Annotated in this window: 22 protein-coding genes and 2 pseudogenes; 20 read left to right on the top strand and 4 right to left on the bottom strand. The window is 72.7% G+C overall.

All coding sequences use genetic code 11. The annotated features are described in order from the left end of the window. The 14 genes and pseudogenes from AB0G13_RS18785 to AB0G13_RS18850 form a co-directional block, all read left to right on the top strand. Positions 1-176: pseudogene (locus AB0G13_RS18785) on the top strand (transposase); the annotation flags it as partial. 3 nt (positions 177-179) lie between these two features. Continuing rightward, positions 180-1,213 (top strand): annotated as a pseudogene (locus AB0G13_RS18790) (replication initiator); the annotation flags it as partial. Continuing rightward, on the top strand, positions 1,210-1,392 hold the full coding sequence (locus tag AB0G13_RS18795; protein ID WP_357875772.1) for a helix-turn-helix domain-containing protein: 183 nt from the start codon (positions 1,210-1,212) through the stop codon (positions 1,390-1,392). The pseudogene AB0G13_RS18790 and the gene AB0G13_RS18795, both read left to right, overlap by 4 nt. A 268-nt stretch (positions 1,393-1,660) precedes the next feature. Beyond that, a complete protein-coding gene (locus AB0G13_RS18800; protein WP_357875774.1) occupies positions 1,661-2,608 on the top strand; it encodes a site-specific integrase in 948 nt (315 codons plus the stop codon). Between the two features lie 137 nt (positions 2,609-2,745). Next, positions 2,746-3,213: a DUF4265 domain-containing protein gene (locus AB0G13_RS18805; protein ID WP_357875776.1), complete on the top strand. Its 468-nt coding sequence runs from the start codon at positions 2,746-2,748 to the stop codon at positions 3,211-3,213. A gap of 560 nt (positions 3,214-3,773) precedes the next feature. After that, positions 3,774-4,316: a dihydrofolate reductase family protein gene (locus tag AB0G13_RS18810; RefSeq protein WP_357875778.1), complete on the top strand. Its 543-nt coding sequence runs from the start codon at positions 3,774-3,776 to the stop codon at positions 4,314-4,316. A 395-nt stretch (positions 4,317-4,711) separates the two neighbouring features. Continuing rightward, complete coding sequence (locus tag AB0G13_RS18815; RefSeq protein WP_357875780.1) at positions 4,712-5,308, top strand: AAA family ATPase; 597 nt, start codon at positions 4,712-4,714, stop codon at positions 5,306-5,308. Positions 5,309-5,516: 208 nt separating this feature from the next. Continuing rightward, positions 5,517-5,876, top strand: coding sequence for an IS3 family transposase (locus AB0G13_RS18820; protein ID WP_357875782.1), 360 nt, complete (start codon positions 5,517-5,519; stop codon positions 5,874-5,876). A gap of 151 nt (positions 5,877-6,027) precedes the next feature. Beyond that, on the top strand, positions 6,028-6,495 hold the full coding sequence (locus AB0G13_RS18825) for an SRPBCC family protein (protein ID WP_357875784.1): 468 nt from the start codon (positions 6,028-6,030) through the stop codon (positions 6,493-6,495). Positions 6,496-7,083: 588 nt separating this feature from the next. Continuing rightward, positions 7,084-7,740 carry a phosphotransferase gene (locus tag AB0G13_RS18830; RefSeq protein ID WP_357875786.1) on the top strand — a complete coding sequence of 219 codons (657 nt, stop codon included), beginning with the start codon at positions 7,084-7,086 and terminating at the stop codon, positions 7,738-7,740. A 117-nt stretch (positions 7,741-7,857) separates the two neighbouring features. Further along, positions 7,858-8,355, top strand: a complete 498-nt coding sequence (locus tag AB0G13_RS18835) for a hypothetical protein (protein ID WP_357875788.1) — start codon at positions 7,858-7,860, stop codon at positions 8,353-8,355. Positions 8,356-8,555: 200 nt separating this feature from the next. Further along, positions 8,556-9,422, top strand: a complete 867-nt coding sequence (locus AB0G13_RS18840; protein ID WP_357875790.1) for an AraC family transcriptional regulator — start codon at positions 8,556-8,558, stop codon at positions 9,420-9,422. Between the two features lie 69 nt (positions 9,423-9,491). Further along, complete coding sequence (locus AB0G13_RS18845; protein ID WP_357875792.1) at positions 9,492-9,824, top strand: PadR family transcriptional regulator; 333 nt, start codon at positions 9,492-9,494, stop codon at positions 9,822-9,824. Then, on the top strand, positions 9,818-10,786 hold the full coding sequence (locus AB0G13_RS18850; protein ID WP_357875794.1) for a hypothetical protein: 969 nt from the start codon (positions 9,818-9,820) through the stop codon (positions 10,784-10,786). The genes AB0G13_RS18845 and AB0G13_RS18850 overlap by 7 nt, the downstream gene beginning before the upstream one ends. Before the next feature lie 65 nt (positions 10,787-10,851). On the opposite strand, the gene AB0G13_RS18855 is transcribed toward AB0G13_RS18850, so the two are convergent. Then, entirely contained in the window at positions 10,852-11,733 is an 882-nt protein-coding gene (locus AB0G13_RS18855; protein WP_357875796.1) for a nucleotidyltransferase domain-containing protein, read from the bottom strand. 193 nt (positions 11,734-11,926) lie between these two features. After that, on the bottom strand, positions 11,927-13,114 hold the full coding sequence (locus tag AB0G13_RS18860) for a hypothetical protein (protein WP_357875798.1): 1,188 nt from the start codon (positions 13,112-13,114) through the stop codon (positions 11,927-11,929). Positions 13,115-13,139: 25 nt separating this feature from the next. On the opposite strand from AB0G13_RS18860, the gene AB0G13_RS18865 reads away from it, so the two are divergent. Both AB0G13_RS18865 and npdG read left to right on the top strand, forming a co-directional pair. Continuing rightward, a complete protein-coding gene (locus AB0G13_RS18865; RefSeq protein ID WP_357875800.1) occupies positions 13,140-14,573 on the top strand; it encodes an RNB domain-containing ribonuclease in 1,434 nt (477 codons plus the stop codon). A gap of 129 nt (positions 14,574-14,702) precedes the next feature. Continuing rightward, positions 14,703-15,401, top strand: a complete 699-nt coding sequence (gene npdG, locus AB0G13_RS18870) for an NADPH-dependent F420 reductase (protein WP_357875802.1) — start codon at positions 14,703-14,705, stop codon at positions 15,399-15,401. Between the two features lie 108 nt (positions 15,402-15,509). Here the strand turns inward: npdG and panB are convergent, their stop codons facing one another. Both panB and AB0G13_RS18880 read right to left on the bottom strand, forming a co-directional pair. Next, complete coding sequence (panB, locus tag AB0G13_RS18875; RefSeq protein WP_357875804.1) at positions 15,510-16,355, bottom strand: 3-methyl-2-oxobutanoate hydroxymethyltransferase; 846 nt, start codon at positions 16,353-16,355, stop codon at positions 15,510-15,512. Between the two features lie 135 nt (positions 16,356-16,490). Beyond that, positions 16,491-18,251, bottom strand: coding sequence for an NAD+ synthase (locus AB0G13_RS18880; RefSeq protein ID WP_357875806.1), 1,761 nt, complete (start codon positions 18,249-18,251; stop codon positions 16,491-16,493). Between the two features lie 186 nt (positions 18,252-18,437). On the opposite strand from AB0G13_RS18880, the gene glnA reads away from it, so the two are divergent. From glnA to AB0G13_RS18900, 4 genes are all read left to right on the top strand, one after another. Further along, positions 18,438-19,787, top strand: coding sequence for a type I glutamate--ammonia ligase (gene glnA / locus AB0G13_RS18885; protein ID WP_121400411.1), 1,350 nt, complete (start codon positions 18,438-18,440; stop codon positions 19,785-19,787). A gap of 89 nt (positions 19,788-19,876) precedes the next feature. Continuing rightward, positions 19,877-20,302, top strand: coding sequence for a DUF350 domain-containing protein (locus tag AB0G13_RS18890; protein WP_357875808.1), 426 nt, complete (start codon positions 19,877-19,879; stop codon positions 20,300-20,302). Positions 20,303-20,337: 35 nt separating this feature from the next. Then, positions 20,338-21,033: a WYL domain-containing protein gene (locus AB0G13_RS18895; protein ID WP_357875810.1), complete on the top strand. Its 696-nt coding sequence runs from the start codon at positions 20,338-20,340 to the stop codon at positions 21,031-21,033. 70 nt (positions 21,034-21,103) lie between these two features. Next, positions 21,104-24,457, top strand: a complete 3,354-nt coding sequence (locus tag AB0G13_RS18900; protein WP_357875812.1) for a hypothetical protein — start codon at positions 21,104-21,106, stop codon at positions 24,455-24,457. Positions 24,458-24,476: the final 19 nt, after the last annotated feature.

Genomic DNA, 24,476 nt, shown 5'->3' on the forward strand with positions numbered 1-24,476 from the left:
CCCGGGGCCGGGTGGATGTCGAGCGGCTGCGCGCGAGCTTGGCGGCGCTTCCGCTGCCTCGCGCGGCCGACGGTCGGCTGGTTCTGGCGGTAGACGTCACCTGTTGGCTGCGGCCGGACGCGCACACCTCCGCGGAGCGGATCCTGTGCCACACCTACGGCCGCGGCAAGGACCAGCACGTCAACCCCGATCGGTACGACTACCGGCGGGCCGCCTGGGATGCGGTCCACTTCCCCCGGCTGCTCGATCGGTTCTGGCAGAACCTTGGCGGTGTGAGGGCTGGAACGTTCAGTACGCGGGCTGCGTCGAGCCTCAGCGCCGTCTCGCTCCACACGCTCACTTCGCCATCCGGGGGACCATCCCCCAGGACATCCTGCGCACCGTTGCGGCGGCGACGTACCACCAGGTGTGGTGGCCCTCGGTCGATGACCAGCAGTACACCGCCGACCGGCTACCGGTATGGGACGAGGACGCCTCGGCGTGGGTCGACCCGGACACCCACCGGCCGTTGACCACCTGGGCCGAAGCGCTCGACGCAATCGACGAGGACCCGGAGGCGGAACCGGTGCACGTGGTCCGCTTTGGCGCCCAGGTCGACGCGCGCGGCGTCATGCCCGGCACCGAGGACGCGGAACGCACCATCCGGTACGTCACGAAGTACATTACCAAGCACACCGGCGACTGCCACAAGATCACGAGCGGCCGGCAGCGTGCTCACCTCGACCGGCTGTGGCAGGAACTGCGCATCACCCCGTGCACCGACCGATGCGCGAACTGGCTGCTCTACGGCGTCCAGCCGAAAAAGGCACACGCCAAGCTCAGGCCGGGCCGCTGCAAGGGCAAGGTGCACCAGCGGGACACCCTCGGCATCGGCGGACGGCGCATCCTCATCTCTCGCGACTGGTCGGGCAAGACGCTGACCGACCACAAGCACGACGTACGGGCCTGGGTGCGGGCGTTGCTCGGCGTGACCGTCGGCCTGGATGGCGTCGACGACCAGGGCGCCGCCGTCGAACCGGTCCGGCACGCCTGGGAACTCGCCCGGCCCGACGATCCCGACGTGCCTGCCATGGCGCACCGGCTCCTGCGATCGATCAGCGAACGCGCCCGGTGGCGCTCCGAACTGCTCGCCGCGAAGGACCGGGCCGCACAGCCGCCGCCGAACCCATCACCGGACGGACCGACGCACGACACGGGGGAGGGGCAGCAATGAAGACGGTCGACGAGCTGTGGACGATCCGGGAGGTGTCGGCGTACCTGCGGGTGCCCGCCGAGACGCTGTACCGCTGGCGCAAGGTCAAGTACGGTCCGCCGGCGGCCCGGGTCGGTCGGCACCTGCGGTACGAGCCGGACACGGTTCGGGCATGGGTACGCGAGCAGGCGGCGGCCTGATGGGGCACGTAGAGGACCGCTGGTACAAGGTGATCCGGCATCCTGGCGGCCGGAAGGAGCGGATCAAGTCGGATCTGTTCGGCAAGGGGATGCGCTACCGGGTTCGGTACATCGGCCCGGACGGCAGGGAACGCAGCCAGTCCTTCCCGGACCGGGCCAAGCGCGACGCTGACGCCTTCCTCGTCTCTACGGAGACGGACAAGCTCCGGGGCTCGTACGTCGACCGTCCGCCGGCCGGATCACCTTCGCCGAGTACGCCGAGAGCTGGTTGCGTACGCGCTCCTTCGACGAGTCGACTCGGGAGAGCACGGAGTTCCGGGTACGGAAGCACCTGCTGCCGTTCTTCGGCTCTCGGCAACTGGCGTCGATCAAGCCGGGGCACATCCGGGAGTGGGATGCCGGGATGGTTGGCAAGCTGGCCCCGGCGACACGGGCCGTCGTCTTCGCTCACCTGCGGACCATCCTCGGCGCGGCCGTCGACGACGAGCGCATCGCCAAGAACCCCTGCTCGGCCGCCTCGGTCAAGCCACCCCGGCCGGTACAACGTCGTGTCGTTCCGTGGCGGGCCGACGAAGTTTCGGCAATCCGCGGTGGCCTCGCTGAGCGGTACCGCCCGATGGTCGACCTAGGCGCCGGCTGCGGGATGCGACAGGGCGAGATCTTCGGGCTCGGCGTCGAGGACGTCGACTTCGTGTCGGGCTGGGTTCACGTCGTTCGGCAAGTCAAGGTGGTCCGCTCCCGGCTGGTCTTCGGCCTGCCCAAGAACGATCGGGACCGTCGAGTCCCGCTGCCGGACTCGGTGGCACAGTCGCTCAAAGAGCACGCCGACAAGTACTCTCCGCTGTCGATCACTCTGCCGTGGGAAGACCCGTTCAGCGACGAGCGGGTGACGGTGCCACTGATCTTCACCACCACCCGGCGGGGTGCGATCAAGCGGGCCACCTTCGACGGGAAGAGCTGGCGTCCTGCGGTCGAAGCTGCCGGCATCGTCCCGACCCGGGCGACCGGGATGCACGCGCTGCGCCACTTCTACGCCTCGGCGCTGCTCGACGCGGGGGAGAGCATCAAGGCCCTTGCTTCGTACCTCGGGCACTCCGACCCCGGCTTCACGCTGCGGGTCTACACCCACCTGATGCCGGCCAGCGAAGAACGCACCCGCAACGCGATCGACAATCTGTTCGGGCCCGCTGCTGGGGTTTTGGGATCGCGCCCGTGACACAGCCGTCCCCGTAAGGCCAAACTCATCCGTGGAGTTCGTGTCGTAGTTGCCCGGCCCGGTGTCGTTCTCGGGACGGGTGACCTTGCTTCGTTAGGGCGTCGAACGCTGATCGATCACCCGAAGGGAGAAAGTTCATGCCCAATCTGCCGGACGGGTGGGTGCAGGTGTGGTTTCCCATGCCGCCTGGCAGCAATGCGACGAGCGGGGGGATGGGGGCGGAACTAGTAGCACCGGATCGGGTGCGGCTGCCGTGGGCGCCGTGGGGTGCGTTCGACGCCGCGAAGCACGACATCCTTCGTGTTGAGCGTGACCGCGACGGCCAGTGGTGGGTCAAGGAGAAGGTCACGGCATCGGGCTACTGCGCGATTCGCATCTGGGCCCCTGATGACAACTTTCTCGAACACTTCGAGAAAGTTGTCCTGGCTGACTTCGCCCCACTGCAGGTGAGCGGGACGGGCATGTTCGGACTTGTCGTCCTCGATGTTCCACCGACAGCGGATCTGTCACGGGTGCGGTGGCTTCTACGCGACGGTGAACACGCTGGCCGCTGGACCGTCGACGAGCTGTGTGTCACCGCGGCGTGGCAGGCAGCCGCCCCATGATCACGTGTTCGTCTGGAATCGGCCGTACCGGTGATCACTGGGCCCGGTGTCGCCACTGGGGTGGTGCCTCGTCGGTCGACTGGGTCTACGACTCCCTGACGGCCTGGCGACGGCCTGCAGCGGTTGTCGCATGTTTCCTCCCCTGGTCACCGGGGGTGCGGTGATCCTAATCCGGCGTACAGGTCGACTCGTCCGTCGCCACCAGGTCGCAGCCTCGATCAAGGCTGCGACCTGGTTGTATGTCGGGCTGTCTATGGGCGTCGGCGGTCATCATTGGTTGGCGTTCGACGCCCTGAAAACGCCCTGACGCCCTGGGGACGCCCTGATCTTGAGTCTGAAGCGTCAGTTTGGAAGAGCGTGCTCACCCGGCCGTGATGCCCGAAACGCCTGCGGGCAGCGGCAGAGCCGGATGCCGCTCGTGCCTCCTCATGACCGCTGGGCACCACGGTTACTGGCCGGTGGATGGCCCGGCCGATCCGATCCCATGCACGGTAGCTTCGGCGACCCGAGCACGGGCCGGCCGGACAGCGGGGCCGTGCGCTCGGTCCTAGTGTCCGTGCATGACCCTGACGCAGTATTTCGTCGCCATGAGCATCGATGGGTACATCGCCGAACCCGCCGAACAGCTTGACTGGCTCTCCCAGTTCAGCAACCTGGAGGGCAAACGGCGGCGCTATGAGCGGTTCTTCGATCAGGTAGGTGCCATCGCGATGGGGGCGCGGTCGTACGAGTTCATCTATCGCCATAACGCTCCCTGGTTCTATGGCGATCGGCCTACCTGGGTCTTCACCCATCGCAAACTGCCGTACCACGACGGCGCTGACCTACGCTTCACCGACAGCGACGTAACCGAGGTACACCCGCAGCTGGTCGAGGCGGCCAGGGGAAAGAACGTCTGGATTCTCGGCGGTGCGGAGCTTGCGACCCAGTTCGTGCAGGCCGACCTCGTCGACGAGCTTCACATCGGCGTCGCACCAGTCCTGGTCGGCTCCGGCACCCGACTGCTGCACGCAGAGGCGTACACGCCGTGGGCCTTGGCAGAGATCAACCAGTACGGGTCATTCCTCGCGTTGCGCTACGTCGCGCCCGGCCGTGACTCCTGACCGCCCGGGTTCAGCCGCGTCGCGCAGTGGTAGGCCATCCGTCTCTCGGCGGAAGGTGCCGCCAGTCTCCCCCCCCCATCCCCCGGATAGGTGCCAAAGACTGCGGCGCCCGGTCGGGGTCAAGGGTGGCCGTAGGCCATCGGCGTGCCGACGCGCAGCGCCCTTGACGCCGGGCGGGTGGCGTAGAGGATCGGGCACCCGGGGGATGGGTCACGCCCTGGTCCTCGTCGTCATCGAACCGCGGGCGGTGCCCACGAGAGTCCAGGGGCAAGCAGCTCCGCTGCGCGACAGCCGATCGCCCCAACCTCGACGGGGAGCAACCCCGACGGCGATCGTCCCGCCTCAGGATCCCGTCCATAACGCCGTCCGGTTGCTCACGCGCGTTAATGTGTCCCGTGATCGTATGGCTCAACGGCACCCACGGTGCGGGCAAGACGACGACCAGCGTCCTCGTGCAGCAACTGATCCCGGGTTCACGGGTCTTCGACGCCGAGAAGGTCGGCGAGACACTCATGGACATCACGCCGGGGCTGCCTGAAACTGACAACTTCCAGCACTGGCCGCCGTGGCGGCAGCTCGTCGTCGAGACCGCTCGCCACGTGCTCGACTACACCGGCGGCACTCTGGTGATGCCCATGACTGTCCTAGTCGAGCAGTACTGGCGCGAAATCAGTACGGGCCTCGCCCAACATGACATCCCGGTAAGGCACTTCGTCCTCCACGCTGACGAAGACACCCTCCGCGGCCGTATCGAGGGGGAACACCCCGTTCCGTCTCCGTTCCGTCTCAAGTACCTCGAGCCCTACGCCGAGGCGGCCCGCACGTGGCTGCATGCCGAGGCCGAGGTCGTCGACACCACGCACCTCACTCCCGCCCAGGCCGCCCTGCAGATCGTCCTCCGAGCTACCGGGGGAAGCTCAGCCGACGCCGGTGAGCGTCACGACCGGCCCACCAGCGAGATGGTCGAGGAGAACCGGCGGCTGCGCAAGTAAGTCGCTGAGCTGCGGCGGGCGAACGAGATCCTGAAAGCGGCGAGCGCGTATTTCGCGGCGGAGCTCGACCCGACCCGGCGACGGTCATGACGTTCATTTATGAACACCGTGACCAGTTCGCGGTCGCGCTCCTGCTACGGTCCTGAACATCGGCGCCTCGACGTACTACGCGTGGGTCAAGCAGGTCGAACAGCCCTGCGACCGTGACGTGGTCGACCTGGGGTTGCTGTCCAACATTCACGAGATCTGGGAGGCGTCCGGGCATACCTACGGCGCGGACCGGGTGCATCGGCAGCTGTGCCGTGACGGCATTCGGGTGGGTCGCAAGCGGGTGGAACGGCTGATGGCGGCGCAGGGCTGGCAGGGTGCGTTCCTGCGCCGAGGCTGGCGGGGCGGGGCCGCGGTGACCACGGAGGACGGGCCTTTCATGTCTTCCGTGCTTCCGGTGGCCGGGTTCGCCATCATCGAAGCAGCGACGCTGGCCGAGGCCATCGACATCGTGTCGCGTACGCCTTGCGCCGTTGCGTATGGCGTGGTCGAGGTGTGGCCGCTTCAGGAGCCGCAGTAGGCGACGTTCGCCCGGCGTGCGAGTGCACCGCCGCCAGCGTTCCCCGGCGGCGTGGGGGATTCGACTTGTGGGGCGTGTCCTGGTTTCAGGTCTGTTCGGCGGGTCGTCGATGAGGATGGGCCTGGCGGAACCCGGGTCCTAGGATCGGGCCATGGGAAGGACCGACCGCGCCAGCCGGGTGATCGCGGCACCACCGGCGACCGTCTACGGTGCCCTGCTCGACCGGGAGTCGCTGGAGGCATGGCTGCCGCCGGACGGCATGCGCGGGCGGGTCGAGCGGTGGGATCCTCGGCCTGGTGGCGGGTTCCGGATGGTCCTCACCTACCTCGACTCCGCCGACAGTCCCGGCAAGACGTCAGCGGCGACCGATGTCGTCGACGTGGGGTTCGCCGCCCTGGTGCCACCGGAGCGCGTGGTGCAGCGGGCCGTGTTCGAGGCCGACGACCCGTCGTACGCGGGCACCATGACGATGACCTGGCACTTCGCCGCCACCGACGGGGGGACCGAGGTGACCGTCACCGCCACGGACGTGCCACCCGGCATCGACCAGGCGGTCCACGAGGCCGGGATCGCCTCCTCGCTGGCCAACCTGGCGTCGTACGTCGAAGCGGCTGACTGACCCCCGCCCGTGATCTCCGCTGTGGAATCATGGTCGGCATGTCGAGTACCCGAAAGGCCCATGCCGCGTAGACGGCCTGTGCAACTCCGTACCGGCCGGCTCCGGCACCGGCCGCTGAGCATGAAATCCCGGGGCCTCCCACAGGCGGCCCCGCGCATCCCCGGGCTGTCGACGCGGGGCATGCGAGCAATTGAGCAGCTCGAACGTGTCCGGCTGCGGGATCGGGCTGTGTCTGATGCGCTGCGGACCTGGTCCTGGTTCGTCCGCCATCCTGATCACCCGCAATGGGATCCGGCGATGCGCTGCGGGATCACGGAGTGCTGTCCGAGCCCCCAAGGGGCGCGCCGGGTGCTGGAACTGGCGGTCTCTGTCCTGCCAGCCGCGGACGCCCGAACGCTGCGAGGGCAGATCGCTGCCTTCGACAGGTTGACGTGAGGCGCTTGCCGACACCCCCTGGCGCGGTGCGGGCCCGCCCTGCCCGGCAGTTCTCGTGGCCCACCGCTCCTGCACCGAGGCAGCCGCCGCACCCGGCCGGCTGCCCCCGACAGGCACCACGCGGATGGCCGCCCCCCCCGTTACTGTCGCGGCATGGTGAATCCGACCCCGCTGGCGTCGGGCCGAGACGCTGACGTCTTCGTCGTCGACGATCGACGCGTCCTTCGCCGCTACCGCGCAGGTGGGGACGTGGCGGCCGAGGCCGCGATCATGGCGTACGTGGCGAGTCTGGGTTTCCCCGTGCCCCGGGTGCACCAGGCGCGGGGGGCCGACCTCGTGCTGGAGCGACTGGACGGGCCCACCATGCTGTCGGCATTCCTCGCCGGTGAGCTCGGTGCCGTGGAGGTGGCCGGCTGCCTGGCGGATCTGCACCGCCGACTCCACGCGTTGCCGCCCCGGCTCAGCGAGTGCGAGGACGACCGGATCCTGCACCTCGACCTGCACCCGGAGAACGTCATGCTGACCTCGCGCGGGCCGGTCGTCATCGACTGGCGCAACGCCACCGAGGGACCGGCGGACCTCGATGTCGCGTTCTCCGCGGTCATCCTCGCCCAGGTCGCCGTCGAGGAGGCGCATCCTCTGGCGTCGTCGGCCGCGACGCTGTTGGCTGCCTTCATCAATTGCGTCGGCGGCGATCCGCTTATCGCGCTGGACCAGGCCGTGGCGATCCGGCGCAACGATCCGGGGCTGACCGCCGGCGAGCGGGAGCGGCTCGGCGCCGCTGCCGCACTCATCACCGGTCACCGGTGAAGCCGCGAGACGAGAGGGGCCGTCGGGCCGGCGGCACTGGTCTCGCACCGTTCACCGAGGTCTCCTGGGCCCGAGTTGCGTGACGCTGTCTGTGCTGTCCGCGCGTAGGGTCGCCCGGTGACCGCGTACGAGATCGCCGCCGAACTGCCGTCCATCGACGTGCTGCGGGACCGCTGCAAGGCGCTCGCCGTGCTGGAGTGCGTCGTGGACGGTGGTGAGCCCTACTACGCCTACGACCGCGCCTGGGGTGCGGAACCCGCATTCGGCGACGGGGAGGGGCAGTTCGTCGCCACCGCCGTGCTGTGGCGGCTCACCGGTGACGACCGCTGGCACGCCGGCGAAGGCATCGCGTTCCCCGCGCCTCGCGGACCGTACGACGACACCGACCCCGACGGTTCTGGCCTGCTCGAGATACTGCTCGACGACATCGCCGAGCGGTACGTCGCGTTCGCCGAGGACTACTACGACGTCGAGCTGGATCCGACGGCGGTCGAGCGGATCGTCGCCCAACTTCCACTCACCGGCCCCGTCGTGCAGGCCCTCAATCCGGCCGTGACCGTCGCAGGGCTGCACGAGGCCGTGACCGCGATCGGATACCCGGTCGCAACGGCCTGACCGGACCCAATGGCCCGCCGCACCCGGCCGGTCGATCGCGCAGTCGTGGTGCCCGCACAACAGGCGTCACGGCTTCCTCACCCACCACACCTACGTGGTCGACGAGCCGGGGTGGGGCGATCCTTTCGGGCACGGCATGTCGGGTCGGGCACCCGCCCGCGCGCCTAGCGTTGCGGCACGGAACAGGGAAGGGGAACCGGGTGCTGGAGCGGCTCAACGAGGCCATGGAGCACATCGAGCGGCACCTCGATCAGCCGATCGAGGTGACCGAGCTGGCGCGGATCGCGGTGACGTCGGAGTACCACCTCCGCCGGCTCTTCTCCGCGCTGGCGGGCGTCGGGCTGTCCGAGTACATCCGCCGGCGGCGGCTCACCGTCGCGGGCGCGGAGGTGCTCGCGGGGAAGCGGACGCTGCTCGACGTCGCGGTCCGCTACGGCTACGGCTCCACCGAGGCGTTCGCCCGGGCGTTCCACGCCATGCACGGCGTGGGCCCCGGCGAGGCCCGGCGTACGGGGGCGACGTTGCGCTCCCAGCCCCGGATGTCCTTCCGACTCGTCGTCGAAGGGAGCAGCAGCATGCGATACCGGATCGTGCAGAAGGACGGGTTCCGGCTGGTGGGCCGCAAGGCCCGCGTACCGCTCGTGCACGAGGGGATGAACCCGGCGATCGTCGCCTTCGTCAAGGGCATCCCGCCGGAGACGGTACGCCGGATCGAGGCCCTGTCCGACCAGGAGCCGCAGGGCATCGTCAACGTCAGCGCCAACGTGGCGGACAGCCGCGCGGAGGGCACCGAGCTGGACTACTGGTACGGCGTGGTGACGGGCGCGGACGCGCCGGAGGACCTGGACGCGCTGGCCGTGCCGGCGGGCGCCTGGGCGGTCTTCGAGACCTCCGGGGCGTTCCCGCAGGCGGTGCAGTACCTGTGGCGGGACGTGTTCACCCAGTGGTTCCCGTCCAACCCGTACCGCAGCCGGCCGGGACCGGAGATCTCGCGTACCCGCCTGTCGGCGGACGGCACGGAGGCGGACGCCGAACTCTGGATCCCGGTGGAGCCCGTCACCGGCTGACACCGTGGGGGCTCGGCCGAGAACCGGCAGGGCCCCCACCCTATGTAGAGTTTCGATATAGTACCTGCCGTGCGCATCACCATTCCGGTCGCGCGGGTGCTCGCGGCGCTGCTGGCCGAACCCGACGTCGAGCGCTACGGGCTGGATCTGATCGCCATGACGGGCCTGCCCAGCGGCACCCTCTACCCGGTGCTGCACCGGCTCTGCTCGGCCGGGTGGCTCACCGCCGAGTGGGAGGCGGTCGACCCGTCCAGCGTGGGCCGGCCGGCGCGACGCTACTACCGGCTCACGGCGCAGGGTGTCTCCGCCGCCCGGCGCGCGCTCGCGGAGCTGCGGGCCCTGACCCCCGACGCCCGTCCGTCCGGGGGCGCCATCGAGCCCACCGGGGCGCCGGCATGGTGAGCCGTCGCGTGGCCGAGGTGCTGCTCGCGGTCGCGCGACGCCGCTGGCCGAGGGAGCTCCGCGCCGACCTGGGTCGGGAGTGGGCCGCCGAGCTGCAGGTCCTCGCCGAGCGGAGGCAGCGGGTGCGGATGCTGCGCTTCGCCGCCAGCCTGGCCGTCCGCCGCTCCGGCGTCGCCGCCGACCGCGCGCCGATCGCCCGCCGACTGCTCCGGACCGCCCTTCCGCTCCTGCTCGCCCCGTCGGTCTGCGTCGGGGTGGTGCTCGTCAGCCTGGTCACGATGAACGCCGTGGTCGAGTGGCTGAGCCGGCGGTTCGCGTGGGCGTTCGACCTGCAACTGCCGATCGCCACCGTCCTGACCCTCTGTGGAGCGGTGGGGCTGGCCGCGCTCGCGCAACGGCTGGCCCGGGGCGCGCCCGCCGGAGGGTGGCGCGTGCCCTTCGGCATCGTGGTCCCCGTCGCGCTGACCGTCGCGGCCGCCGGGTACGCCGTGCTCGACGGCGTCGACGCGCTGGCCCGCGTCGCGCCCGGGCTGACGCTCTGGCTCGCCGCCCTGGCACTGGTGCTGCGCGCGACGACGAGGCTGGCCGGGCGCGGCCGGGTCCGACTCGCGTGGTGCGTCGGCGTGCTCGGCGCGATCGTCGTCGCCGACCTGGCGACGATCGTCGCCGTGCTGAGCCAGGTTCCGGCGGGCACGGGGACCGTCCTCGACGGGGTGTCGGATGGCGTGGATCCCGCCTTCGCCCCGCTGTGGCTCCTCGCCTGCTACACCGACTCGGCGCTCGGGCTGCCCGGTCCGACCGAACAGGAGATCTTCCTGATCACCGACGCGGTCCTGCTGGAGCCGCTGCTCTACCTTGCCTGCGCCCCCTACGCGCTGGCCTGGGCGATTCGCGCCGCCCGGGGCCGGCCGGAGCCGGTCGCCGACCATGTCCTCCCCGAGCCGGTCATTCGCCCGTCCTGACCCGATCGCGGGCCGGGCGACCGGTCCGAACGGCCGGCACCGCCATGCTTCGCCCGGCCCGTCCGTCACACCGCCCCTGCGCAGATCTCGTCCAGCACGTCGCGTTGGAAGGCGCGGGCCTCGGGACCGCTCGGCGGCGGCCCGCCGGCCCGCGCCGCGATCGACCGTGCGATCAGGTCGGCGGCCCCGCCGTCGCCGGTCGGCCCGGCGGTCGCGTGGGGCGGCCGGCCGTCGGCGACCAGCCGGCGGCCGGCGTCGACCTTCGACAGCCAGACCCCGTGGCGGACCTTGACCAGCGACCGGCAGGCGCCGAGCACCGCGTCCTCGGCCCCCGGGGCGGGAGCGTCGCCGGGCGGGGTCGGCAGGGCCAGCCACCAGCGCAGCGCGTCGGTCAGCAGGCGGCGCAGGTCGGCGGGGGAGAGGTCGGCGAAGGCCTCGGCGGCCGGCGGCCCGAGCAGGGCGTGCCCGCACTGGTGCAGGATGCTGCGGTCCAGGCCGTACCAGAACAGGCCGTCCTCGGCGGGGCGCTCGGCGGCGGCCCAGGTCGCCCGGAACGGCATCCGCGCCCCCGTGTTCAGTTCGACCTCGAACCCGGGTTCCGGCGTGCCGGAGCGGGCGACCGCCCGGCGGTACACGACCAGCTCCAGCCCGCGCGCGGGGCAGGGCAGCGCCTCGTGCCGCAGCCGCGCCACCAGCTCCCGCCTCCGCCCGAGGTCGAGGGCGTCGGCACAGACCAGCGCGACGTCGACGTCGCTGCGCCCCGGCTGGTACGCGCCCAGCCCGACCGAGCCGGCCGCGTACGCGCCGTCGAGGTCGTCGCCGAGGACGTCGCGGGCGGCGGCGACCAGGTCGGCGAGGTAGCGGCGCAGGGGCGGGTCGAACTCGGTCATCGGATCCGTCCCGGCGGGGCGGGAGCCACGCGGTCGGATGTCGTCCTGAACGCCCATCCGGCGACCCTAACCCGCCCCCGACCGGCGGGGCGCCGCGCACCCCGGCAGCCCTGTTTTCCCAGTTCCAGCACCTGGCGGCGGGAGCACGTCTACTGTGGAGAACGTCGGCGACTTGTGGTGTTCCGGTGGCGGCCGGGTGGTTCCCGGTGCACAGTGATCCCATGAGCGACAGCGGAAGCGGTGGGCACTTCTACTGGTGCACCCGACACCACCGGGTCGAGACCGATGCCGACGTGTGCCCCGCCAGGCACGTTCTCGGGCCGTACGCCTCAGCCGCCGACGCGGAGAACGCCCTGCAGACCGTGCGGGAGCGCAACGACGCGTGGGAGGCCGAGGACGCCCGCTGGGCCGGGGAGGACAGATAGGCGGCGCGGGATGGCCCGCGCCGAGGTGATCGGTGCTCCGCGAGGGCGAGAGCACTCCCCAGGAAGGGAACCCAGATGGCCGAAGCACAGCAGGCCACCACCCGCCCGGCCGCCAGCCGCACCACGACCGCCCGGAAGACCGCCGCGGCGGAGCGGACCGCGGGTACGACGCGGACCGCGCGCCCGTCGACCGCGACCACGGCGGCGAAGAAGGCGCCGGCCAGGAAGGCGACCGGCGGTGCGGGCCGGGCTCCGGCGAAGAAGACCACCGCCGCGAAGGCCCCCGCGAAGAAGGCGGCGACCAGGACCGCCGCCGTGGCGAAGAAGACGACGGCCGCGGCGAAGAAGGCGACCGCCACCGCCGCGAAGAAGGCCCCCGCCGCGGCGAAGCGGACGACGGTGGCGGCCAAGAGCACGGCGGCGAAGAAGACGACCTCGGCGAAGACGCCCGCCCGGCAGGCGGCGACGAAGGCCGCCACCACGGCGAGGAAGACCACCGCGCCGGCGAAGAAGGCCCCCGCCAGGACCACCACCGCCGCCCGCCAGGCCACCTCGACGACGAAGAAGACCGTCACGGCGGCGAAGGCCCCGGCGAAGAAGACCACCACGGCGGCGAAGGCCCCCGCGAAGAAGGCCGCCACGACGGCGAAGGCCCCCGCGAAGAAGGCCGCCACGACGGCGAAGAAGGCCACCGCCAAGAAGACGACGCCGGCCAGGAAGACGGCCGCGACCCGGCCCACCGGCGGCGCCCGCAAGGCCGCCGCGACGAAGGCCCCCGCCAGGAAGGCCACCGCGACCTCCTCGGCCACCACCCGCAAGGCGGCGGCGAAGAAGGCCCCGGCGAAGAAGGCGACCGTCGTCAAGGCGCCGGCCAGGAAGGTCACCGCCCGCAAGGCGCCCGCCCCGACGGCCGCGGCCCGGGCCACCGCTCCCCGGGGCGTCCGGGCGAGCGCGCGCAGGGCGACCGGCTGACCGCGGCGCGGGCGGCTGGCGCTCGCCGGGAAGCGGATCATCCGCCACACTGTCAGGATTGACCCCGTGGTGATCCGACGCGTACTCGCACCCCGCATCGCCTTCGGCGCGCTGCGCCGCGAACTGGGCCTGCCCGAGGGGTTCCCGGCCGCGGCGCAGCGCGAGGCCGACGCCGCGGCGGCCACGCCGCCCCGGCCCGTCGCCGACCGCACCGACGTCCCGTTCGTCACCGTCGACCCCGCCGAGTCGCGCGACCTCGACCAGGCGATGCACCTCGCCCGCCGCCCCGGCGGCGGCTACCGGGTGTCGTACGCGATCGCCGACGTCGCCTCCCACGTGCGCCCCGGCGGCGCGCTGGAGGAGGAGACCTGGCGGCGCGGGCAGACCGTCTACCTGCCCGACGGCACCGTGCCGTTGCACCCCGCGACCCTCAGCGAGGGCGCGGCGAGCCTCCTGCCGGACGTCGACCGGGCCGCCGTGGTGTGGACCGTCGACCTGGACTCCGACGGCGGCACCGTCGGGGTCACGCTGGAACGCGCGCTGGTCCGCAGCCGGGCCAAGCTGGACTACGTCGGTGTCCAGGCGTCCGCCGACGCCGGCCGGCTGCCCGACCCGATCGCCCTGCTGCCCGAGATCGGGGCGCTGCTCACCACCCGCGGCCTGCGCCGGGGAGCGATCAACCTGCCGCTGCCCGAGCAGGACGTCGAGGCCGACGGCGACGGCTGGCGGCTGGTGCTGCGCGGGCCGGTGCCGATGGAGGAGCACAACGCCCAGATCTCGCTGCTGACCGGGATGGCCGCCGCCGACATCATGCTGGCCGGGGGGATCGGTCTGCTGCGTACGATGCCGGCGCCGAAGCCCGAGGCGGTGGCGCGGCTGCGGGCCGCCGCCGCCCCGCTGGGCGTGCACTGGCCGGACGGGGCCGGCCCCGGCGAGGTGATCGCCGGCCTGGACCCCTCGCAGCCCCGGGCCGCCGCCTTCGTCGACCAGGCCGCCGAGTTGATGCGCGGCGCCACGTACACGGCCTTCGACGGCGCGCCGCCCGAGCAGCGGGAGCACGGCGGGGTCGCGGCCGCGTACGCCCATGTCACCGCGCCGCTGCGACGACTGGCCGACCGCTACGCCACGGAGGTCTGCCTGGCCCTGCACGAGGGCCGGACGGTGCCCGACTGGGCCCGCGCGGCGCTGCCCCGGCTGCCGGAGGTGATGGCCACGACCGACCGGACGGCCTCGGCGGCCACCCGGGGCGCGATCGAGCTGGCCGAGGCGGTGCTGCTCCAGCACCGGGTGGGGGAGACCTTCGACGCGGCGGTGCTGGACGTCGACGCGCCCGCGGACGGCAAGGCCCGACCGGGCCGGCGACCCGGCGGCACGGTGGCGTTGGACGACCCGCCGGTGCGCGCCCGCTGCCTCGGCGAACTGCCGCTCGGCGAGCGGGTCCGGGTCCGGCTGGTCACCGCCGACCCGGTCGCCCGCGCGGTGGCCTTCGAGCGGGCCTGACGCCGCCGGGGCCCGCGCGTCGAGCGGGCCTGACGCCGCCGGCGCCCGCGCGGCCCGGTCCGCTGGCAGCGGGGATTGTCACAGCGCCCGCCGCTGCTGCCGGTGCCGCCGGTTTGCGAGGATGGCCGCATGGCTTACGACGCGAGCACGCTGCCCGACGTGTCCGGGCTGACCGTCGGCATCATCGGCGGCACCGGCGACCAGGGGCGGGGCCTCGCCTACCGGTTCGCCCGGGCCGGCCAGTCCGTGCTGATCGGGTCCCGCTCCGCCGAGCGGGCCGCGCAGTCCGCCGAGGAGATCGCGGCCCTGCCCGGCGTACCCGCCGGGGCCCGGGTGGCCGGCGCCGGCAACGAGGAGGTGGCCCGGCGCAGCGACGTGGTCGTCATCGCGGTGCCGTGGGACGGGCACGCCGCCACCGTCGCCGCGCTCGCCGAGCCGCTCGCCGGCAAGATCGTCGTCGACTGCGTCAACCCACTGGGCTTCGACAAGCAGGGCCCCTACGCGCTCACGGTCGCCGAGGGCAGCGCCGTGCAGCAGGCCGCCGCGCTGCTGCCCGACTCCCGGGTCTGCGCCGCGTTCAACCACGTCAGCGCGCCGCTGCTGGCCGACCCGGAGGTCGACCGGATCGACCTCGACGTGCTGATCTGCACCGAGGACCGGGAGCTGGTCGGCGTGGTCGCCGCGCTCGCCGCGCGGATCCCCGGCATGCGCGGCATCTACGCCGGGCGGCTGCGCAACGCCCACCAGATCGAGGCGTTCACCGCCAACCTGATCGCCATCAACAAGCGCTACAAGGCGCACGCCGGCATCCGCGTCACCGACCTCTGACGGCGGGCCGCGTCCGCCGCTTCAGATCTTGGTAGGAACAGGCCCCTGGAGGGACCGTTTCCTACCAAGATCTGTTCGCGGGTCCGAGCGGGAGGCGGCCCACCGGCGTCAGAAGGTGTGCTCCGCGGCGGGGAAGTCGCCGCCCCGGACCTCGTCGGCGAACCGTCGGGTCGCGTCGGTCAGGGCACCCGCCAGGTCGGCGTAGCGCTTCACGAAGCGCGGCGCCTTGCCGGTACGCAGGCCGGCCATGTCCTGCCAGACCAGCACCTGGGCGTCGGTGTCCGCGCCGGCGCCGATGCCCACGGTCGGGATCGGCAGCTCCGCCGTGATCCGCTTGGCCACCTGCCCCGGCACCATCTCCAGCACCACGGCGAACGCGCCCGCCTCGGCCACGGCCCGCGCGTCGGCGATCACGTCGTCGGCCGTGTCGCCGCGCCCCTGCACCCGGTAGCCGCCGATGGCGTGCTCGCTCTGCGGGGTGAAGCCGATGTGCGCCATCACCGGGATGCCCGCGCCGGTGATCGCGGCGATCTGCGCCGCGCAGCGCCGGCCGCCCTCCAGCTTCACCGCGTGGCAGCCGCCCTCCTTCATGAACCGCACGGCCGTGCGCAGCGCCTGCGTCGGGCCCTCCTCGTAGGAGCCGAACGGCAGGTCGCCGACGACCAGCGCGTGCCGGGTCGCCCGGACCACCGCGCGGACCAGCGGGAGCAGCTCCTCGGCGGTCACCGGCACCGTCGTCTCGTAGCCGAAGACGTTGTTCGCCGCCGAGTCGCCGACCAGCAGCACCGGGATCCCGGCCTGGTCGAAGATCGAGGCCGTGTACTGGTCGTACGAGGTGAGCATCGGCCACCGCTCGCCGCGCTCCTTGGCGGCGACCAGGTCGCGGGTGCGGACCCGCCGGGTGGCCGGGCCGCCGTAGAGGGCGGTCACCTCGGACGGGGTGGACTCCACCATGACTCTCTCCTTCCTCGAGGCCGCGTGCGCGGTCCCCGGGTTCCGCCGCGATCGTCGCACCCGACGACCGGCCCGCGGCAGAGCGCAGTGGAGGATGTCACTCCCGGGCCGCCACCGGCCCGGGAGCGACCCGGTTCAGCCGTCCTCGCGCCACCGGTTCGTGATCGGCAGCCGCCGGTCCCGCCCGAAGGCCTTCATCGAGATCTTCGTGCCCGGCGCGGACTGGCGACGCTTGTACTCGGCGGTATCCACCATCCGCAGCACCCGGTCGACGACGGCCGGGTCGTGGCCGGACGCCACCAGCCCGTCCCGGCCCAGGTCACCGTCGACGTAGCCGATCAGGATCGGGTCCAGCACGTCGTAGTCGGGCAGCGTGTCGCTGTCCAGCTGGCCCGGGCTCAGCTCGGCGCTCGGCGGCTTGCCGATCGAGTTCTCCGGGATGGGCGGGGTCTCGCCCCGGCGGGCGGCGTCGGCGTTGCGCCACTTCGCCAGCCGCCAGACCAGCGTCTTCCAGACGTCCTTGACCGGGTTGAAGCCGCCGACCGAGTCGCCGTAGAGGGTGGAGTAGCCGACCGCCAGCTCGCTCTTGTTGCCGGTGGTCAGCACCAGGTGCCCCTCCTGGTTCGACAGCGCCATCAGGATCACCCCGCGTACCCGCGCCTGGAGGTTCTCCACGGAGACCCCGGAGAGCGACATGTTCGCCAGAAAGGTGTCCACCATCGGCTGGATCGGCTCGACCCGGTAGTCCAGCCCGGTCCGCTTCGCCAGGTCGGCCGCGTCCTCCCGGCTGTGCTCGGAGGAGTGCTGGCTGGGCAGGGACACGCCGACCACCCGGTCCGGCCCGAGCGCGTCGACGGCCAGCGCGGCCACCACCGCCGAGTCGATGCCGCCGGAGAGGCCCAGCACCACCGAGGGGAACCGGTTCTTGTTGACGTAGTCGCGCAGGCCGAGCACGAGCGCCTGCCACACCTCGGCCTCGTCGGCGACCGGGGCGATCGTCCCGCCGGTGGCGGCGGGCCCGGCGGGCGCCGGCGGCAGGTCCCCGGCCTCGGCGCGGACCACCCGCATCCCGTCCGCCAGCACCTGCTCCGGGCCGGCCGCCTCGCCGGCCGGGGGCAGCTCCACGTCGTGCACCAGCAGGTGCTCGACGAACTGCGGGGCCCGGGCGAGCAGCGCGCCGTCGGCGCTCACGATCATCGAGTCGCCCTCGAAGACCAGCTCGTCCTGCCCGCCCACCATGTTGACGTACGCGATGGTCGCCCCGGCCTCGGCGGCCCGGCGGCGGACCAGCGGCAGCCGGACGTCGTCCTTGTTCAGCTCGTACGGCGAGCCGTTGATGTTCAGGACCAGACCGACCCCGGCCTGGCGGGCGGCGGCGAACGGGCCGCCGGCCTGCCAGAGGTCCTCGCAGATGGTCAGCGCCACGTCCACCCCGCCGACGCGGACGACAGTCAGCGCGTCGCCGGGGAGAAAGTAGCGGTCCTCGTCGAAGACGCCGTAGTTGGGCAGGTGGTGCTTGAAGTAGGTGGCGACGATCCCGCCGTGGTGCAGCAGGGCCGCCGCGTTGCGGGCCCCGCGCCCGGGCTCGGCGTCGCCGCTGACCTGCGGGGGGCCGTCGGCGTCCAGGTAGCCGACCAGCACCGCCACCGAGCCCAGCCCGTCGGCGTCGAGGTCGGCGGCGAGACGTTCCAGCGCGGCCTTCGACGCGGCGACGAAGGACCGGCGGAAGACCAGGTCCTCGACCGGATAGCCGGTCAGCATCATCTCCGGGAACGCGACGATCTGGGCGCCGCTGTCGGCGGCGCGGCGGGTCCAGTCACGGACCAGGCCGGAGTTGCCGGCGAGGTCGCCGACGGTCGGGTTGACCTGGCACAGGGCGAGACGCAGGGTGGGCATGTGCTCATCTTGCCCCAGCCGTGCGGGCCCGACACGGCGGGCGGGGCGAGATGCGGGAGCCGCGGGACAGGGCGGGACGCCCGCCGGCCGGTCGCGTAACGTCGGCGTAACGAGGCCGGTGGAGACTGGTCGGTCAGGCCGGGTGAACCCGGTCGCAGGTGCGCAACGGTGTCGCGAGGGGTGGAAGTGGACCGTCAGCAGGAGTTCGTCCTCCGTACGCTGGAAGAGCGGGACATCCGGTTCGTCCGGCTGTGGTTCACCGACGTGCTGGGCACGCTCAAGAGCGTGTCGGTGGCCCCCGCCGAGCTGGAGGCGGCCTTCGAGGAGGGCATCGGGTTCGACGGCTCGGCGATCGAGGGCTTCGCCCGGGTCTTCGAGTCCGACATGGTGGCCATGCCCGACCCGACCACCTTCCAGGTCTTCCCGTTCGAGGGCGGGGTCAGCGGCGAGAGCGCCCGGATGTTCTGCGACATCCTGCTCCCCGACGGCGGTCCGTCCTGGGCCGACCCGCGGCACGTGCTGCGCCGGGCGCTGTCCAAGGCCGCCGAGAAGGGCTTCACCTTCTACACCCACCCCGAGATCGAGTTCTTCCTGCTGGAGAACGGCCCGCTGGACGGCTCGGTGCCGATCCCGGTCGACACCGGCGGCTACTTCGAACACACCACCCACGCCGTGGCGCGCGACTTCCGCCGGCAGGCCGTGCTGGCGCTGGAGCGGATCGGCATCTCGGTGGAGTTCAGCCACCACGAGGTGGCCCCCGGCCAGCAGGAGATCGACCTGCGCTACGCCGACGCGCTCACCACGGCCGACAACATCATGACCTTCCGGCACGTGGTCAAGGAGGTGGCGCTCTCCACCGGCGTGCAGGCCACCTTCATGCCGAAGCCGTTCACCGACCAGCCGGGCAGCGGCATGCACACCCACCTGTCGCTGTTCGAGGGGGAGCGCAACGCGTTCCACGACGCCGGCGACCCGATGAAGCTGTCCAAGGTGGCCCGGGCGTTCATCGCCGGGCTGCTGGTGCACGCCCGGGAGTACACGGCCGTCACCAACCAGTGGGTCAACTCCTACAAGCGGCTGTTCCCGCAGGCGCTGCCCGACCGGGTCACCGAGAGCCCCGCGTACGTCTGCTGGGGTCACCTCAACCGGTCCGCGCTGGTCCGGGTCCCCGCCTACGGCAAGCCGAACTCGGCCCGGGTGGAGGTCCGCTCGCCGGACTCAGCGGCCAATCCCTACCTGGCCTTCGCGGTGCTGCTCGGCGCCGGAATGAAGGGCATCGAGGAGGGCTACGAGCTGCCGCCGGGCGCCGAGGACGACGTGTGGTCGCTGACCAGCGCCGAGCGGCGGGCGATGGGCTACGAGCCGCTGCCGGAGAACCTGTCCGAGGCGATCGACGTGATGGCCGGCTCCGAGCTGGTCGCCGAGGTGCTCGGCGAGCACGTCTTCGACTTCTTCCTGCGCAACAAGCGGGCCGAGTGGGAGCAGTACCGTCGCGAGGTCACCCCCTACGAGCGGCAGCGCTACCTGTCGCTGTAGGGCGAGGGCTGCCGTGCTGGCGCCGTGCCGCTATCGTCTCGGTCACCGCGCCGGCATTCCCGCCGGGCGCAGAGTTCGGGAGGCAGTCGGTGCTGGAAGACCTGCTCAGCGGAGCCTGGCAGAGCGTGGTGTTCGGGGTCGTCGGGGTGGGCCTGATGGCGGCCGGGTTCGGGCTGGTCGACCTGCTCACCCCGGGCAAGCTGCGGGAGCTGATCTGGGTGCGGCGCAACGGCAACGCCGCGCTGCTGCTCGCCGCCAACCAGATCGGCATCGCCGGGATCGTGTTCACCGCGATCCTGACCAGCTACAGCGACTTCGCCAAGGGGCTCGCCTCGACTCTCGTCTTCGGCCTGGTCGGGCTGGCCATCATGGCGCTGGCGTTCCTCGTGCTGGACCTGCTCACCCCGGGCAAGCTCGGCGAGATCATCTGCTCGGACGAGCCGCACCCGGCGGCGCGGGTCAGCGCCGCCACGCACTTCGGCGCGGCGCTGATCGTCTGCGCCTGCATCGCCTGACCTTCTCCGTCACACCCCCGTCGTAGGTTGCGGGGGTGAACCGGACGGACCGTCTCTACGCCCTGGTCGAGGAGCTGCGCGCCGTGTCGCCACGGCCGCGCAGCGCCCGCTGGCTCGCCGACCGCTTCGAGGTGAGCACCCGCACCATCGAGCGGGACATCGGCGCCCTCCAGGAATCGGGGGTGCCGATCTGGGCCGAGCCGGGCCGCACCGGCGGCTACGCGCTCGACCGGGCACGCACCCTGCCGCCGGTCAACCTCACCCCCGTCGAGGCGGTCGCCATGGCGGTGGCGTTGCACCGGATGCGCGGCACGCCGTTCGCCGCCGCGGCCGGCACCGCCCTGCGCAAGCTGATCTCCGTGATGCCCGCCGCCGACGCCACCGAGGCGCACCGGCTGGCCGCGCGGGTGCACCTGATCGGCGACGGGCCGGTGACGCCCGTCCCGGCCGCCGTCGCCGACGCGGTGCGCGCGCGACGCGTGCTGCGCATCCGGTACGCCGACCGCGCGGGCGCCGGCTCGCTGCGTGACGTGGAGCCGCTGGGCTACCTCGGCAACCCCCGGCACTGGTACCTGCTGGGCTGGTGCCGGCTGCGTGACGGCATCCGCGCCTTCCGCACCGACCGGATCACCGCGGTCACCACCCTGGCCGAGCGGGTGCCGGAGCGCGAGCTGGCCGCCGACGACCTCGACATCCCCCGGCACCGGGTCCGCCGGCTCAGCCTGATCTGAAACGGGACAGCGCGCCCGTCCCGCGCCCGGCATGCTGTCCCTCCTGGACGCTTCCGCAGGAGGTCGCCGCGTGCCCGACGCGCTCAGCTACGCCGACGCCGTACGCCTGCTCGGCGGGGAGAAGAGCAGGGTCGTCGACTGGTTCGACAAGCTGACCGGGGGAGCGCTGCTGGCCGCCGCGGTGCCGGTGCCGGCGGTGCTGGGGATCTTCGACGCGAAGGCGGAGTTCGTCCGGCTCGGCCACGAGATGGTGGCCCAGATCGGCGAGCGGCGCTCCGGGCTGTCGAGGTACGGCCGTACGCAGCGGCTGGAGGCGGCGCACGCGGTGATCGCGGTGACCGCCTTCTTCGAGGCGCTGAACGAGATCGACCTGCCGATCGACATCGGCCGGGCGCAGATCACCAAAGCCGAACAACTGCGGCTCGCCGGTGCCACCACGATCGACGTCAGGTTCCTCGTCGAGTCGTACTTCACCACCGTCGCACCGGTCCCTGGCCCGCACCTGCCCTACCCGGCGCTCCAGCAGGCGGTGAAGGTCTTCCACGAACGGCTCGCCACTCAGCTCGTGCACTTCCTCGGCGCTCTGCACGTGTGGGAGGCGGCGCACGAGGGGCTGTGGCAAAGGACCGAGCGGGCGTTGCGGAACTCGCCCGACGTCGCCGCGAAGCGGTATCGGGACCTGCTGATCCGCCTTGCGGCGGACTTCCCCGAGGTGGCGTTCTGGCTCGGCCTGCACGAGCACGAGGCGACCCGGAACGAGGTGCGGTTGCTCGCCGTGGGCCTGGCGGAGCTGCGCGAGGCGCTCGCGGCCATCTCCACCGGCGGTCCGCCCGACGCGCGCCGAGCCGGCCTGGCCAGGTCGTACGCCGGTCTGCTGGACGCGCCGATCGTCGATTCCGGGGAGGTTCCCCCGGGACTGCGGGTGCCGACGCTCGGCGAGGCGTACGTCGCCCCGCCGTACCGCGTCGCGGCCCTCGGCGTCGATGCCCGACCGAGCGACGAGGCGTGGTGGAACGGCCAGGACGTGCGCGAGGACCTCTCCCGGTTCCTCACCGGCCACCTCACCTCACCGGGCGCCACCCGGGCGCCGCTGCTGGTGCTGGGCCAGCCCGGCTCGGGCAAGTCGGTGCTGACCCGCGTCGTCGCCGCCCACCTGCCGGCGGCCGACTTCCTGGTGGTCCGGGTGGTGCTGCGCGACGTCCACGCGGCCGGTGACCTCCAGGACCAGATCGAGCAGGCGATCCGCGACGACACCGGGGAACGGATCGACTGGCCGGCGCTGGCGCGCTCGGCGGGCGACGCGCTCCCGGTCGTGCTGCTCGACGGGTTCGACGAGCTGCTCCAGGCCACCGGGGTCAGCCAGACCGACTACCTGCGGCGGGTGGCCGCGTTCCAGCGCCGGGAGGCCGACCAGGACCGGCCGGTGGCGGTGCTGGTGACCAGCCGGACCAGCGTCGCCGACCGCGCCCAGCCGCCACCCGGCACGGTCGCGGTCCGGCTGGAGCCCTTCGACGACGCGCGGGTCGGGGCCTGGGTGGAGACCTGGAACCGGGTCAACGCCGCCGCCTTCCCGGCGCTCGGCGTGCGTCCGCTGGACCGGGCGACGGTGCTGTCGCACCGTGAGCTGGCGGAGCAGCCGCTGCTGCTGCTGATGCTGGCGCTCTACGACGTCGAGGGCAACGCCCTGCGGCACGCCGGGGAGCTGCGCCGGGGCGAGCTCTACGAGCGGCTGCTGCGCCGCTTCGCCCGCCGGGAGGTGGTCAAGCAGCGTGCCGGCCTGCCGGAGCGGGAACTTCACCGGGCGGTCGAGGAGGAGCTGCGCCGGCTCGCCGTGGTCGCGTTCGCGATGTTCAACCGGGGCGCGCAGTGGGTCACCTCGACCGAACTCGACGCCGATCTGGCCGCGCTGCCCCTGGGCGGGGTGCCGCCGGCCGAGCGTGCCGGGCTGCGGACCCCGCTGGCCGCGGCCGAGGTGGTGCTCGGCCGGTTCTTCTTCATCCACCGGTCCCGGGCCTCGCCGGACGAGGGCCGGCGCGAGACGTACGAGTTCCTGCACGCCACCTTCGGTGAACACCTGGTGGCCCGGCTCACCGCGCAGGTGGTGGACGACCTCGTCGCGCGGGACGCCGCCGCCAGCCTCTCCTGGGGCGGCGAGCCGGTCGACGACGACCTCCTGCACGCCCTGCTCTCGTACGCCGTGCTGAGCACCCGGACCACCGTGCTCGCCTTCCTCGGCGAGTGGCTGGCCGGGCAGGACGCCGCGCACCGGGCCGCCTGGGCGAGCCTGCTGCTACGGCTGTTCCGGGCCGTCCCGTACGCCGCCGGGGCCCGCCGGTTCGACGACTACCGCCCACGGCGGCTGCGGGTGCCCGCGCGGTACGCCACCTACGGCGCCAACCTGCTGCTGCTCGCCCTGGCGGCAGGCGGTTCGGTGACCGGGCGGGAGCTGTTCCCGGAGGCCGTCGACCCGGTGGACGAGTGGCGGGCCCAGGTGGGGCTCTGGCGTGCCCAGCTCGGCCCCGGGGAGTGGGACAGCCTCAGCGACCTGTTGGCGCTGGAACGCCTCGGCGACGGCGTGGACCGGGACGTCCGGATCTGGTGCGACGACCGGTTCGCCGCGCCGCCCGACCTGGACGTGCGGTGGTCGCTCGGCCTGCCGCCGGAACGGGCGAGGAGCAACGGTCTGCCGCGCGAGCTGCTCGCCCGACTGCGGCGCACCGCCCACCTGACCTGCGACGCCGACGCCGCCGTGGTGGTGCACGCCCTGGAGCCGATGTTCGACAAGCTCCCGACGGCGCTCGCCGCGTTCCACGAGGTGGGCGGCAGCGCCCCCACCTCGGCGGCGCGGGTGCTGCTCGACGCCTGGCTCCTGCCGTTGCGCCCGGCGAGCCGGCAGGAGCGGGAGGGCGTGTACCTGCGCGGCGTGCGACTGGTGGGCGGCCTGACGGGCGTGGTCCCCGACTGGGACCGGGCCGCGTTCCTGCGGCTCCTGCTCGACCGGCTCGCGCAGGACCGCGAGGCGTCCGCCGGCCTGGTCGCCGGCGTGCTGGCCGAGTGCGACACCGGGCTGCTCCGGGACCGCGAGGTGTCGGCCGCGCTGGTGCGCTGCGTACGGGCGACGCTGGGCGCGGGTGAGGAGTCCGACCTGGCCCTCGCCCAGACCGTCGACCACGTCTTCGACGCGCAGCTGCCGGCCGAGGAGCGGCTCGACGACGTCGGCGCGGAGGTGCTGGCCCGCCTGCACGAGCACGGCGTCCTGTCCCTGCCGGTCTCGGCCGCGGAGTTCGTCGACTTCGACCGCCGCTACGGCAGGCGGCGCCCGGACCTCGTGCCACGGCTCCGCCGGCTGGTCTGGAATGCCGCCGAACTGCCTGGGAAACACCGACAGGACGGTGTCGCGGGCGGGGCCGAGGCTGACTCCTGACGCGCCGGCCGGCCGGCCG

This window comes from Micromonospora sp. NPDC023633 (assembly GCF_040640035.1).
Taxonomy (GTDB): Bacteria; Actinomycetota; Actinomycetes; order Mycobacteriales; family Micromonosporaceae; genus Micromonospora.

What these genes read in the sequence shown, in the direction of transcription:
- AB0G13_RS18795 (WP_357875772.1), top strand. Translation starts at nt 1,210, where the DNA reads ATGAAGACGGTCGACGAGCTGTGGACGATCCGGGAGGTGTCGGCGTAC.
- AB0G13_RS18805 (WP_357875776.1), top strand. Translation starts at nt 2,746, where the DNA reads ATGCCCAATCTGCCGGACGGGTGGGTGCAGGTGTGGTTTCCCATGCCG.
- AB0G13_RS18810 (WP_357875778.1), top strand. Translation starts at nt 3,774, where the DNA reads ATGACCCTGACGCAGTATTTCGTCGCCATGAGCATCGATGGGTACATC.
- AB0G13_RS18825 (WP_357875784.1), top strand. Translation starts at nt 6,028, where the DNA reads ATGGGAAGGACCGACCGCGCCAGCCGGGTGATCGCGGCACCACCGGCG.
- AB0G13_RS18830 (WP_357875786.1), top strand. Translation starts at nt 7,084, where the DNA reads ATGGTGAATCCGACCCCGCTGGCGTCGGGCCGAGACGCTGACGTCTTC.
- AB0G13_RS18850 (WP_357875794.1), top strand. Translation starts at nt 9,818, where the DNA reads ATGGTGAGCCGTCGCGTGGCCGAGGTGCTGCTCGCGGTCGCGCGACGC.
- AB0G13_RS18855 (WP_357875796.1), bottom strand. Translation starts at nt 11,733, where the DNA reads ATGGGCGTTCAGGACGACATCCGACCGCGTGGCTCCCGCCCCGCCGGG.
- AB0G13_RS18860 (WP_357875798.1), bottom strand. Translation starts at nt 13,114, where the DNA reads ATGATCCGCTTCCCGGCGAGCGCCAGCCGCCCGCGCCGCGGTCAGCCG.
- npdG (WP_357875802.1), top strand. Translation starts at nt 14,703, where the DNA reads ATGGCTTACGACGCGAGCACGCTGCCCGACGTGTCCGGGCTGACCGTC.
- panB (WP_357875804.1), bottom strand. Translation starts at nt 16,355, where the DNA reads ATGGTGGAGTCCACCCCGTCCGAGGTGACCGCCCTCTACGGCGGCCCG.
- AB0G13_RS18880 (WP_357875806.1), bottom strand. Translation starts at nt 18,251, where the DNA reads ATGCCCACCCTGCGTCTCGCCCTGTGCCAGGTCAACCCGACCGTCGGC.